This window comes from Kitasatospora sp. NPDC086801 (assembly GCF_044745805.1).
GTDB lineage: Bacteria > Actinomycetota > Actinomycetes > Streptomycetales > Streptomycetaceae > Kitasatospora.
In genome coordinates, this window is the sequence record NZ_JBIVAX010000015.1 from 138,153 (window position 1) to 150,373 (window position 12,221).

Sequence of the window (12,221 nt, forward strand, 5' to 3'; positions counted from 1 at the left end):
CCGGCGATGACCTCGATGAACCTGCTCAACGAGATCTCCATCCGCTACCCGGACGCGGTCTCCTTCGCGGCGGGCCGCCCGGCGGAGCAGTTCTTCGAACTGGACGCCGTCCACCGCCACCTGGACCGCTACGTCGCCCACCTGCGCGCCGAACGCGGCCTCTCCGAGGAGGCGGCCCGGCGGCAGGTGCTCCAGTACGGGCGGACCAAGGGGATCATCCACGACCTGATCGCCACCCACCTCGCGGTGGACGAGGGCATCCAGGTGCCCGCCGAGTCGATCGTGGTGACGGTGGGCTGCCAGGAGGCGATGTTCCTGGTGCTGCGGGCGCTGCGCCGCGGCCCCGAGGACGTGGTGCTGGCCGTCTCGCCCACGTACGTGGGGCTGACCGGCGCGGCGCTGCTCGCCGACCTGCCGGTGCGGCCGGTGGCGGACGGCCCGGACGGGGTGGACCTCGCCGACCTGCGCCGCCAGCTGGCCGCCGCCCGGGCCGAGGGGCTGCGCCCGCGCGCCCTCTACCTGGTACCGGACGTCGCCAACCCGAGCGGGGCCAGCCTGCCGCTGGAGCTGCGCCGGGACCTGCTCGCCCTGGCCGCCGAGGAGGACTTCCTCCTCCTGGAGGACAACCCGTACTGCGTCTTCGCCGGCGAGGAGCGGCTGCCCTCGCTCAAGGCCCTGGACACCGAACGGCGGGTCGTCCACCTCGGCTCCTTCGCCAAGACGGCCCTCCCGGGCGCCCGGGTCGGGTACGTGGTGGCGGACCAGCTGGTGGCGGACGGCGCGGGCGGCACCGACCTGCTGGCCGACCTGCTCGGCATGATCAAGAGCATGACCACGGTGAACACCTCACCGATCGCCCAGGCCGTGATCGGCGGGGCGCTGCTCGAACACGGCCACAGCCTGCGGGCCGCCAACACCGAGGTCGCCGCGCTCTACCGGCGCAACCTCGCCCTCGTCCTGGCGGGCCTGGCCCGGCGCTTCCCGCCCGGCAGCGGGGTGAGCTGGAACGAGCCGCGCGGCGGGTTCTTCCTGGTGCTCACGGTGCCGTGCGCGGTGGACGACGCCCTGCTCGAACTCTCGGCCTCGGAGTACGGGGTGATCTGGACCCCGATGTCGCACTTCTACCCGGGCGCGGGCGGGGAGCGGCAGCTGCGGCTCTCGGTCAGCCAGGTCGACCCGGACACCCTCGACCGCGGGCTGGACGGACTGGCCGCCCTGATCGCCGCACGGTCCTGACCTCAGGAGGGGCGCCCGCCCCGGCGCCCCTCCGAGTCCCGCGCCCGCACGCCCCGCGCCCCACACGCCCCCGCGCCCCTCGCGCCCAGGCTCCGGCCCGCTCACCGACCGCCTTCCCGTCCCCGCGTCAGGTGCAGTGGGACGGACCCGGGTCGGCACTCCCGCCCCTCACGTCCGCCCGGTTCGAGGGCGTGGCGTCCTCGGACAGCATCGTGATCCGGACCTGCCGCACGTACCGGTCCACCAGGTGGCGCAGCACGCCGACCGTGGCGACGACGTCCGGCGCCGGAATGCCGTCCAGCGCATTGGCCAGACCGGCGATGTTGGCCTGTTTCAGACGGTTGAGCATCGCCCGGCCCTCGGCCGTGAGCGCCACCTGGCGGGCCCGACGGTCCAGTTCGTCCGGGGTGCGTTCCACCAACTGCTGGGTCTGCAGCCGGTCGATCTGCCGGGTGACGTGGGAGGGCTTGACCATCAACCGGGCAGCCAGGTCGCCCACCCGGCTGGCCTCCTCGGCCTCGGCGAGCGCGCGGAGCAGGTAGACGTCCGAGCGCGCCGCCCTGATGCCGGCCCGCGCCGTCTGGCGCTCGTGCTCCTGCGAACGGGTCAGCAGGTAGGCCAGCGAGGCCAGCACCGCCTCCAGCTCGGAGGTGGCGGTCGGATTGTCTGTTGCGTCCGGCATGGGGGAACTGTAGCGACCCCGTTCGGGGCGTGGCTCCCGCCTCGACCACTGACCGGTTTCCGGACAGATTCGTTCGCCACCGGATGGGCCCTTTCGCCACCACTGACCGCGAGTTAGCGTGACGGTGAGTTAGTTGCTTAGGGCACGCAATGGTCCCGGGCGCTACCCCACGGCACCGCAGGCCCATCCGCTCGGCGCCACCGGCAAATCCGCTCCGCGAAGGGAGCCCATGATGGCCACCGCCGCTCAGAACCCCCGGTTCACCCACCCCGCCGCCCGTGGCGGCTGCCCGTTCGACCCGCCGCCGGCCTACCAGCAGGCCCAGCAGGAGGAGCCGATCAGCCGGATCGCGCTCTGGGACGGCACCCCCAGCTGGCTGGTCACCCGTCACGACGACATCAAGGCCGTGCTCAGCGACGCCCGCTTCAGCTCGGACGCCGAACGGCCCGGCTTCCCGTTCATCAGCGCCGGGGCCCGGCAGTTGAGCACCGGCCAGCGGACCTTCATCCGGATGGACGACCCGGAGCACGCCCAGCTGCGCCGGATGCTCACCGGCGAGTTCATGATCAAGAAGGTCGAGGCGCTGCGCCCCGAGATCCAGCGCATCGCCGACGAACTGCTCGACGAGCTGACCGCCGGCCGCTCCTCCGGCGACCTGGTCCGCGAGTTCGCCCTGCCGCTGCCGTCCCTGGTCATCTGCCTGCTGCTCGGCGTCCCGTACCAGGACCACGACTTCTTCCAGGACTGCAGCCGGGTCCTGCTGCGCCGCGACTCCTCGGCCGAAGAGGTGCAGATCGCCCAGAAGAACCTGGTCGACTACCTGGTCAAGCTCACCGAATCCAAGCGCGCCGAACCCGACGACGGCATCCTCAGCCGCCTGGTGGCCCGCGGCGAGCTGAGCACCGAGGAGATCGGCGCCATGGGCCGGCTGCTGCTGGTCGCCGGACACGAGACCACGGCGAACATGACCGCGCTCTCCATCCTGGCCCTGCTGCAGAACCCCGCCCAGCTCGCCCACCTGCGCGAGCACCCGGAGTCGGTCACCGGCGCCGTCGAGGAACTGCTGCGCTACCTGACCATCGTGCACTCCGGCCTGACCCGGGTCGCCACCGAGGACGTCACCGTCGGCGGCGTCCTGATCCGGGCGGGCGAGGGCGTGATCTGCATGGTCAGCGCCGCGAACCGGGACGAGGAGAAGTTCCCGCGCGGCGACGAACTCGACCTCTCCCGCGACTCACGCCTCCACCTGGCCTTCGGCTTCGGCGTCCACCAGTGCCTCGGGCAGCCGCTGGCCCGGCTGGAACTGCAGATCGCCCTCAACACCATCCTGCGACGACTGCCCGAACTGCGCCTGGCCGTACCGTTCGAGGAGATCCGGTTCCGCGGCGACATGCTCATCTACGGCGTCCACGAACTGCCCCTCGCCTGGTAGCGCGCCCCCAGTCCGAACCACTCACGTCCCGAAGGGAAGCCATGCTCATCCACATCGACCAGGAAAAGTGCTGCGGCGCCGGACACTGCGTACTCGCCGCCCCCGAGGTCTTCGACCAGCGCGAGGAGGACGGCATCGTCCTCCTCCTCGACGCCGAACCGCCCGCCGCCCTCCACCAGGCCGTCCAGGACGCCGCCGCGGTCTGCCCGGCCGCGGCGATCCGCCTGGAACAGGTGTAACCGCCCCGCACCGACCAGCCGCCGCCGAGGCGCCGACCAGCCGGTGCACCCCGCACCGCCCCGAGCGCCCTCGGCCCCGGCCGGCACCTCGCCACCCAAGGCCCCCACCCGCATCGCCCCGCCGCCCCGCCGGACAGCACGGCCGGCCGGGGGCCCGGTCGGCCGATGCGTCGCCCGTCCCGAGGGCGCGCCCTCCGGCCGGATCACCGCTCGGGCGGCGCCCCCGGTTCGGAGGCGCCGGCCGGGGCCGCGCGCGACCCGAGGAGCTGCGCGACCGGATCGGCGCTGCCCGAGGCGCTCAGCTCCTGCACCAGCTCGCAGTTCCCGGCGATCCGGCTGGAGACCCAGGCGCGCAGCCACTCGGACAGGTGCGGGAGCGGCAGGTCGGACGGGGCCAGCCCGGCGAGCACGCACCCGGTTGCCGCCGCTCCGCCGACGTTGACCACCACGTCCGGCAGGACGGTGTGGCCGGCCTCGCGCAGCAACCGGCGGGCCGGTGCCGTGCAGCTCAGGTTTCCGCCCTCGACCACCAGGCGGGCCCGGACCGCCGGCACCGCCTCCTCGTCGACCGCGGAGGCGGATGCCGCCAGCACCAGCACGTCGGCGTCGACGTGCAGCCACGCCTGCCCGGGCCCGTGGACCGTGACCCGGGCGGGCAGCCGGCTCCGGTCGATCGTGCCGTCGCTGCTGGTGAGCGCGGCGAGTTCGGCGACGGGCAGTCCGCGCTGGTCCTCGATGGTGCCCCGGACGTCGGCCACCGCCACCACCCGGTGACCGTGGGCGGCCAGGTGCCCGGCCACCGCGCGCCCGACGGTGCCGAAGCCCTGGATCGCGATGCGCTGCGGGGCCCGCGCACCCGAGGCCCGTAGGGCGCCGAGCACCGCGACGGCCACGCCGAACCCGGTGATGTCGGCCATGTGGTCCCACAGTTCGGCCCAGCCGACGGTGAGGCGGGTGGTGCCGGGGCGGTTGGCGACGTCGTACCCGGCGGCCTCGAAGGCCAGCTGCCGGTCGGCGTAGGTGGTGCCCTGGTCGCACCCCAGGTACACCCCGCCGTGCAGCAGCGGGGCCGCGGCGCGGCCGAACCCCCGCATCACCGCCTGCCGCTCGACGGTGGCGCCCGGATCGGGTGCGATGCCGGCCTTGGCGCCACCGATGGGCAGGCCGACCAGCGCCAGCTTGTGGGACATCGCCCTGGCGAGCCCGGTCAGCTCCTGCTCGGTCACCGTCCGGGTCATCCTGGTGCCGCCCATGGCCAGGCCGTCGACCATGGAGTCGACGACGACCCAGCCCCGGGCCTGACACCCCGGGAGGTTCAGGGTGGTGGAGAGCATGGGCTCGGTCACCGGGCGCGCACCGTGCGGTGCGAGCGTCCGATTCACTGCGCACCGTCCTCCGGGACGGACCGCAGGCGCAGGCTGCGGGGGCGCAGGTCGGTCCACACGCGTTCGATGTGCGCGAGGCATTCCTCCTTCGCGCCCCGGACGCCGACCTCGCGCCAGCCCGCCGGCGACTCGCGGTCGGCGGACCAGATCGAGTACTGCTCCTCGTCGTTGACGACGACCTTCCACTGCTCGGGCGCTTCGCTGGTCATGCCGTTACCTCCAGGTGTCGGTGGTTGAGGGGTCCGCCGGGCGGCGGACGGGGGGAGCCGACTCGCGGCCGGCGTCGGGACGGGTATCGGGACGGGGCCCAGGACGGGCGTCGAGGCGGGCGTCGAGGCCGTCCAGCCATTCCGGCAGGCCGGCGGCGCGCAGGAGGCCCGTCCCGATGAGCACACCGGCGAAGCCCTCCCCGAGCAGGCGGGCGGCGTCATCCGGGCAGCGGATGGCCCCGGCACTCACCGGGCACCGGGTGCCGCTGCGCAGCACTGCGGGCAGGAGTGACGAGCTCCGCCCGAGGTCGCCCGCGCCGCGTTCGCGGTCGGCGATGTCCTTGTTGTTCACCGCGACCACGCACTCCTCGGCGCGTGGCACGCGGCTGATCTCCTCCTCGGTGGTGACCTCGACGAACGGTGTCAGGCCCAGGCGCAGGCCGAGGTCGACCAGATGGCCCAGGGTGGCGCGCGGCAGCAGCGCGGCGGTGAGCAGGATCGCGGACGCGCCGCTCTCGCGGGCCTGGTGCAGTTGGCTCCGGCGGGTGATGAAGTCCTTCTGCAGCACGGGCAGGTCCGTCGCTTCCACGACCTCCCGCAGCAGTTCCCGGGTGCCGCCGAACCACCGCCCGGTCACCACGGACAGGCAGGGTGCGCCGACGTCCTGGTAGTCGGCGACCAGACGGGCGGCCGACCTGTCGCCGAACAGGTCGTGCCCTGCGGCGTCCTGCCGCTTGAGCTCCATGATCACCGGTCGGCGGGCGTCCAGCAGCGCCTCGATGAACTCGGCCGTCATCTAGGCCCTCTCCTGCGGATCACACCGCGCGCTGATCCGACGTGATCCGAACGAGGGCCCGGCCGCCCCGGTGCCGTCCGTCACTCGCCAGCCGCGCCGCAGGGCCGTGACCCGGTCGGTGCTCAGCCGTCCGTCGAGGTCCCTGGCCGCCGTGTCCACGTCGATGCCCAGGAACAGGGGGTGGTCCACCACCGCCCGGTAGTCCTCCCGGTTGTCGGCCGAGATGCCGCCGGCCAGCAGGAAGGGCCGCGAGAGGCGGTCCGCGATCTCGATGACGGCCCCGCAGTCCGCCGGTTGCCCGGTGCTGCCGATCCGGCCGTCCCCGGCCACCGCGTCCAGCAGGAAGAGGTCCGTGCCCGCCCGCTCGTACGCCGCGATCAGGGACCGCTCCGCGCGGGTGTCCGTACCGAGGTGCAGCACCTTGACCACGGTGAGGTCCGTGGTGCCCTTCAGGGCGCGGACCAGACCCGGCGGCTGGTAGCCGTGCAGTTGGACCCACCGCACCCGGGCGGCGGCCGTCGCCGCGCGCAGTGCCCCGGCGTCGTTGAGGAAGGTCACGAGGACCGGACGCAGTCGCTCCGTTCGGTGCACGGAGTCTGCGAGCAGCTCTAGTTGATGGAGCGTCAGCTCCGCGCGACCCCCTGGAACGCCGTGCCACAGGCCGACGAGGTCGGCTCCGGCGCTGTCGAGCGATGCCACGTCCTCGGCCGAGGCGGCTCCGCAGATCTTGACCAGCATCAGGCGTCACAACCCCAACATGGCGGCGATGCGGTTGCGTTGGATCTCCGACGTGCCCGAGTAGATCGGGCCGGCGACCGCGTCGCGCACGTCCTTCTCCAGTCCGTACTCGGCCAGGTACCCGCTGCCGCCGAAGATCTGCACGGCGGCCAGTGCGGAGGAGAGGTTGCTCTCGCTGGCGAGCAGCTTGCTGACGGCGATGTCCCTCGTGACGTTCTCGCCCTCCGTCAGCCGAACCGCCGTGTCGTAGAGCCATTTCCGCGCGGTGTCCAAGCCGATCCCCATCTCCACGATCTTGTGGGAGATCGACTGGTACGAGCCGATCGGCTTGCCGAACTGGACGCGCTCCTTGGCGTACTCGACGCAGCGGTCGAGCCGGTACCGCATCTGCCCGGTGTTGATGACGAAGGAGCAGAGGATCTCCCACTTCATCACGTGGTCCAGGACCAGGAACCCGGATCCGACCCGGCCGATCACGGCGGACGCGGGGATCCTGCAGTCGTCGAAGTGCAGTTCGCTCAGCGGCGCGGTCCGCAGCCCCATGGTGGCGACGGGTGGCCCGACGACGAGCCCCGGGGTGTCCCGCTCCACGACGAAGGCGGAGATGCTGAGCGGGCCGCCCTTCGGGTGGGTGCGCGCGTAGACCACGAACACGTCGGCCACCGGGCCGTTGGTGACGAAGGACTTGCCGCCCCGCAGCACGAAGCCGTCGCCCTCGCGGGTGGCCGTGGTCCTCATCGCCAGCGCGTCGGAGCCGCTCTCGGTCTCGCTGATCGCGTGCGCCCCGATCGTCTCTCCCGAGCAGATCCCCGGCAGGTGGCGCGCCTTGAGCTCCGGCGAGCCGAACCGTTGCAGCGGGACTCCGACACTGACCAGGTGGGTGGCGACCGAGAAGTTCAGTCCGCCGTCGCGGCACCCGGTACCGAGTTGTTCGAGCACGTGCATGGTGGTGACCAGATCCTGGCCCAGCCCGCCCCACTGCTCGTCGAACGGCAGTCCGAGGATTCCGGACCTCTGGATCAGCTTCCACTTGTCCCACGGGAAGGCGCCTTCCGCGTCCCCTTCGAGATGGCCCGAGCTGAGCTCCTCGCACCACTGGGCGATCCCCTCACCCAGAGCGGTCTGGTCGGCGTTCCACCTGATCATCTGTCAGTCCTGTTAGTACTCGGAGAAATCGGCTGAGTCCAGGTTGTGGCGCTCGTCGCCGCGCAACGCGGGCGAGAACACGCACACCAGGCGGAGGTCCTCGTCCTGGTCCGCGATCAGGAAGTGGGCGTCGTGCAGGTCGAGCGCGTACAGCGTGCCCGGCTCGATCGGGTGGGACGTGCCGCGTGCGTCCACGACCTGGCCCGTTCCCTTGATGCAGTAGCAGGCCTCCAGGTGGCGGCGGTACTCCAGCCTCGACTTGGTGCCGGCACGGACGGTGGTGTCCGTCATCGTGTAGCCCAGGCCGTCGGATTCGAGAAGGAACCTGCGGCTGAGCCCGTTGCCCCAGTCCACGGTCTTCACCTCGTCAAGGCGTCGGACGATCATCGGATGTGCCTCCTAGCGGCTTGCTGAATGAGCGGCTTGCTGAATACGGCGAAACGGTGTGCACGAAGGTGTGGAACTCCTCGACCACGTCGGTCCCTTCGGCGAGGGCGTGCTCGATGCGGGCGACCCCCGCGCTGCCCACGACCGCGGCGTCGGCGCCGAGGCCGTGCAGCAGGTCGATGTCCGCCCGGGAGCGGACGCCGAATCCGACGGCGATCGGCACGGCGGTCGTCCTGCGCAGTGCGGCCAGCGCGTCGGCCAGCTCCTGGCGGTCGACCGTGAGCTTGCCGCCGCTGCGACCGTAGTGGGCCACCAGGTACAGGTACGCGGTGGCGGACTCGGCGGCCGCGGCCTTCACCTCGGCCGTCGACGCGGCGTAGCAGGTGGCGACCACGGGCAGCCCCGCCTCCTGCACCGCTTCGAGGTAGCCGGCCCGTAGCCGCGGCGGCAGGCCGTGGACCAGCAGGCCGTCGACGCCCGAGTCGGCGACCCGCCGGACGAAGCCGGGCACGGTCAGGCCTCTGACCGTGTGGCTCCAGTCGGCCAGCAGTGCCACCCGCAGGTGGCGCAGCCGGGGCAGGATCCCGCTGAGGAAGTCGAGCACCTCGTCGAGTCCGCCGCCGCCGTCGGCCAGGGCCCGCTGCGCCGATCGGCGGATGACCGGCCCGTCGGTGACCGAGTGGGGGAAGGGCACCGCCAGCTCCAGGCAGTCCACGCGGCAGTCGTCGAGCATCCGCATGACGTCGGCCAGGACGGGCAGCGGGGGATCTCCGGCGTTGAGGAACATCGCCAGGCCGGGCTGGTCCGGTGGCCGGCGTGCGAAGAACCCGCTCACCGCGCACGCGCCGTGGTTGTCACGCGGCGCGCCGGGTGCGCGCGCAAGCGGTCGACGAGGTCGCGGGCGGCGCCGCTGCGGAGGGCGTCCTCGGCCGCCCTGATCGCCTCCGGCCACCCGCCGATCAGCCCGCTCGCGACGGCCAGGGCGGCGGCGTTCAGGCAGACGGTCCGCGTTGCGAGACCCGTCCCGCCTCCGGAGAGCACGCCGAGGAAGTGGTCGACCACGTCCTCTCCCGCTCCGGTCGGCCGTAGTTCGGCGATCGCGCCGGTGCCGGTGCCGGTGCCGTTTCCGGGAGCCTTGGGAGCCCCGGGAGCCTCGGCCCGAAGTCGGATCGCGTCGGTGCCGTCATTGGTGAGGACGACGTTGTCGACGGAGCTGACCAGCTCGTCGATCCCCAGCTCGTTGGAGCACAGCCAGATCCTCCGGTCGGCGACGGTGGCGGCGACCTCCCCCAGAGTCGGCAGCAGCGAATGGTCCGAGACACCGACGAGTTGGGCGGAGACCGGCACCGCGGCCAGGAAGGGGCCGACGGAGTTGATGAATCCGCCGATCATCCGCAGGTCCATCGGCACGATGCTCCGGGCCAGCAGCGCCACCTCTCGCGGGTAGACGAAGTTCCCCGGGAAGGCGATGCCGAAGCGGTCCAGCAGGGCGTCGGTCTGTTCGTACGAGGTGGTCGTTCCGATGCCGAGACGGTCGAGCAGATCGTGGGAGCCGCAGGTGCTCGTGTAGGCGCGGGATCCCGTCTTGACGATGCGCACGCCCAGGGCGGCGGCGACGAACGCCGCCGCGGTGGAGATGTTGAACGTGGCCGGCCCGCCTCCGGTGCCGACGATGTTGGCCGTGTCGTCCAGCCGCGCGGCGACGACCGGCCGGCGCTCGTCCAGCGAGCGGAGCATGGCGACCAGCGTGTCCCGATCGGGCATCCGGGTGGACAGCGAGGACAGCAGCGCCACCGTCTCGCCGGAGCGGAGGGCGCCGTCACGCAGCTGGTCCCAGAAGGACCCCCACATCTCCTGGTCGACGACGGTGCGGTCCCGGTCGATCAGCGCTCGCAGCACCTCGTGCATGGCTAGTGGGAGTCCGTCCGGTGCTGCTGGGCCCGTTCGATGAACCGGCTGATCGAGCCGACCGAGCGGAAGCTGTCCGGGTCGAGGTCGAGGTCGATCTCCTCGACGCGCAGGTCGAAGCAGTCCTCGAGCCAGGCGATCGTCTTGAGCAGGCCGAGGCTGTCGATGACCCCGCCGTCCACGAGGTCGTAGTCGGCGTCCAGTTCGTTCGCGCCGACGTCCGGCAGGAACTCCTCGATGATGAACTGCGTGACTACCGCGGCGTGTTTCACGTGGCCGTTCCTTCGTTTGGCTGGGACGGGGAGCAGGCGCGCTGGAGGGGCGTGCGGTCGATCTTTCCGGTGGACGTCCTGGGCAGCGGGTCGTCCACGATCAGCAGGGTCGAGGGGACCGCGGTGAGCGGAAGCCGTTGTGCGCAGTGCCGGCGCAGCGCCAGCGAGTTCAGCCGGCTGTCCGGGGCGCGGCGGACCACGCTGCGCAGCAGGCGGCCGGCCACCGGGTCGGGCACGGCGACCACGGCCGCCTCGACGACGTCGGGATGGTCGAGCAGCACCTGCTCGACCTCATGGGTGTTGACCCGCACGCCGCGGACCTTGACCTGGTGGTCGTTCCGGCCCTCCAGGGTGATGCGGCCGTCCCGGTCACGCCGCACGAGGTCGCCACTGCGGAAGTAGCGCCGCGTCTCCCCGTCGTGGTGGTGGGTCGCGAACTTGTCCGCGTCCTGTTCCCGGTCCAGGTAGCCGTCGGTCTGGAACGGCGTCGCGACCTGGAGCTCGCCGGTTCCCGGTCCGGTCAGGATCCCGCCGTCGGCACCGACGACCACCGCGTGGACTCCGGGCAGCGGGCGCCCGATCGGCACCGGGCCGTCCGCCGGCTCGGTGCCGTCGACCTCGTGCAGGAAGCTGTCGTTGGTTTCGGTGCAGCCGTAGACGTTGTAGAACCGCGCGCCGGTGAACAGCTGCGGAAGTTCGGCCAGGCAGCGGGCGGGCATGCTGTCACCGGTGAAGACGACGTGCTCGACCGTGTCGAGCCGCCGGCCGCTCTCCGCGGCCGCGTCGACCAGCAGCCGGTAGAACATCGGTACCGCCTGGACGAGTTGGACCGCGTGGCGGGACACGAGGTCCAGCAGGTGGCCCGGCTGGGTGGCCCGGGCCGGATCGACCAGGACGACGCGGCCGCCGTACTTGAGCGTGGTCCAGATGTCCAGCAGGCACAGATCGAAGGTGAGCGGGGCGTAGTTGAGGACCGTCGTTCCCCGACGGATGCCGAACCGCTCGCCGGCCCAGGTGGTGAAGCGGTCCACCGCCCCCGTACTCAGTGGCACGACCTTCGGCCGCCCGGTGGAACCGGAGGTGGTGAACATGAAGGAGGCGTCGGCGGGCTCCGTACGGCGCGGCGCCTTCGGTTCCGCCGACTGGTCCGAGTCACCCGGCCCGGGTCCGGGCGTCCGGGGGCTCTCCGGCGACAGGACGTGCCGGATTCCGGCCCGCTCGACCAACGCGTGGGGCGTTCTCCCCTCCGGCGTGGGCGCCGGCAGCAGCAGGAAGCGCCGCCCTTCCAGCAGGCAGGCGAGCACCAGGGCGATCGCCGGGGGCGACTTGGCGGCCAGGATGCCGATCGGCTCGTCCTCGCCCCGGGCGAGCCGGGCGATCCGGGCGCGCTCCCGCTCCGCCAGCCGGTGGAGTTCACGGTAGGTCGTCTCTTCTCCGTGCCATACCAGCGCCGGATCACCGGGGTGGCTGGTGGCGTGCGAGACGAATGAACCCACCAGGCTCTGCTGCTGCATCACGACTTCTCCGAGTTCATGCAACGGGGGTGAGTTCATAGACAACGGATGAGTTCATGCAACGGGTTCACCGATCTCATTCGGAACGATGAAGGCCCGACACTAAAGGGGCCCCATTCGGCCGCCCCTGGCGGACAGAAGAATTACCACGTGGCGCCCGTCCACGGAAGTGGGTTCACCGATCAGCGTCATGACAGCACGTCAGAGACGGTTCCATGACCGGCCGCGCCGATGCTAGCCGTCGAGCGTGTTCGATCTACATAAGGATTCCGGTGGA

Annotated in this window: 14 protein-coding genes; 3 read left to right on the plus strand and 11 right to left on the minus strand. The window is 72.0% G+C overall.

From position 1 onward, the window contains the following. Positions 1-6: 6 nt before the first annotated feature. Entirely contained in the window at positions 7-1,236 is a 1,230-nt protein-coding gene (locus ACIPLC_RS18605; RefSeq protein WP_400474100.1) for a PLP-dependent aminotransferase family protein, read from the plus strand. 127 nt (positions 1,237-1,363) lie between these two features. Here ACIPLC_RS18605 and ACIPLC_RS18610 read toward each other — a convergent pair whose 3' ends face one another. Beyond that, positions 1,364-1,918, minus strand: coding sequence for a MarR family winged helix-turn-helix transcriptional regulator (locus tag ACIPLC_RS18610; RefSeq protein WP_400474070.1), 555 nt, complete (start codon positions 1,916-1,918; stop codon positions 1,364-1,366). Positions 1,919-2,150: 232 nt separating this feature from the next. Between ACIPLC_RS18610 and ACIPLC_RS18615 the strand changes: the two genes are divergently transcribed. Beyond that, positions 2,151-3,350, plus strand: a complete 1,200-nt coding sequence (locus tag ACIPLC_RS18615) for a cytochrome P450 (protein WP_400474071.1) — start codon at positions 2,151-2,153, stop codon at positions 3,348-3,350. Positions 3,351-3,391: 41 nt separating this feature from the next. Next, complete coding sequence (locus ACIPLC_RS18620) at positions 3,392-3,589, plus strand: ferredoxin (protein ID WP_400474072.1); 198 nt, start codon at positions 3,392-3,394, stop codon at positions 3,587-3,589. Between the two features lie 203 nt (positions 3,590-3,792). On the opposite strand, the gene ACIPLC_RS18625 is transcribed toward ACIPLC_RS18620, so the two are convergent. From ACIPLC_RS18625 to ACIPLC_RS18670, 10 genes are read right to left on the minus strand one after another with little or no spacing between them, the layout of a single operon-like run. Then, entirely contained in the window at positions 3,793-4,935 is a 1,143-nt protein-coding gene (locus ACIPLC_RS18625; RefSeq protein ID WP_400474073.1) for a Glu/Leu/Phe/Val dehydrogenase dimerization domain-containing protein, read from the minus strand. 32 nt (positions 4,936-4,967) lie between these two features. Continuing rightward, a complete protein-coding gene (locus tag ACIPLC_RS18630) occupies positions 4,968-5,183 on the minus strand; it encodes an MbtH family protein (RefSeq protein WP_400474074.1) in 216 nt (71 codons plus the stop codon). A gap of 4 nt (positions 5,184-5,187) precedes the next feature. Beyond that, positions 5,188-5,979, minus strand: coding sequence for an indole-3-glycerol-phosphate synthase (locus tag ACIPLC_RS18635; protein WP_400474075.1), 792 nt, complete (start codon positions 5,977-5,979; stop codon positions 5,188-5,190). Continuing rightward, entirely contained in the window at positions 5,980-6,717 is a 738-nt protein-coding gene (locus tag ACIPLC_RS18640) for an N-(5'-phosphoribosyl)anthranilate isomerase (protein WP_400474076.1), read from the minus strand. Positions 6,718-6,723: 6 nt separating this feature from the next. Continuing rightward, a complete protein-coding gene (locus tag ACIPLC_RS18645; RefSeq protein ID WP_400474077.1) occupies positions 6,724-7,863 on the minus strand; it encodes an acyl-CoA dehydrogenase family protein in 1,140 nt (379 codons plus the stop codon). Positions 7,864-7,875: 12 nt separating this feature from the next. Continuing rightward, on the minus strand, positions 7,876-8,250 hold the full coding sequence (locus tag ACIPLC_RS18650) for an ectoine synthase (RefSeq protein ID WP_400474078.1): 375 nt from the start codon (positions 8,248-8,250) through the stop codon (positions 7,876-7,878). Next, positions 8,231-9,085 (minus strand): tryptophan synthase subunit alpha, encoded by an 855-nt coding sequence (gene trpA, locus ACIPLC_RS18655; protein ID WP_400474079.1) that lies wholly within the window; start codon positions 9,083-9,085, stop codon positions 8,231-8,233. Before trpA ends, ACIPLC_RS18650 begins: the two co-directional genes overlap by 20 nt. Beyond that, on the minus strand, positions 9,082-10,158 hold the full coding sequence (locus ACIPLC_RS18660) for an anthranilate phosphoribosyltransferase (RefSeq protein WP_400474080.1): 1,077 nt from the start codon (positions 10,156-10,158) through the stop codon (positions 9,082-9,084). Before ACIPLC_RS18660 ends, trpA begins: the two co-directional genes overlap by 4 nt. A gap of 2 nt (positions 10,159-10,160) precedes the next feature. After that, positions 10,161-10,430, minus strand: a complete 270-nt coding sequence (locus ACIPLC_RS18665) for an acyl carrier protein (RefSeq protein WP_400474081.1) — start codon at positions 10,428-10,430, stop codon at positions 10,161-10,163. Further along, the gene (locus ACIPLC_RS18670) at positions 10,427-11,944 is read right to left on the minus strand and encodes an AMP-binding protein (RefSeq protein ID WP_400474082.1); all 1,518 of its coding nucleotides are present in this window, start codon (positions 11,942-11,944) and stop codon (positions 10,427-10,429) included. The genes ACIPLC_RS18665 and ACIPLC_RS18670 overlap by 4 nt, the downstream gene beginning before the upstream one ends. Positions 11,945-12,221 lie beyond the last annotated feature (277 nt).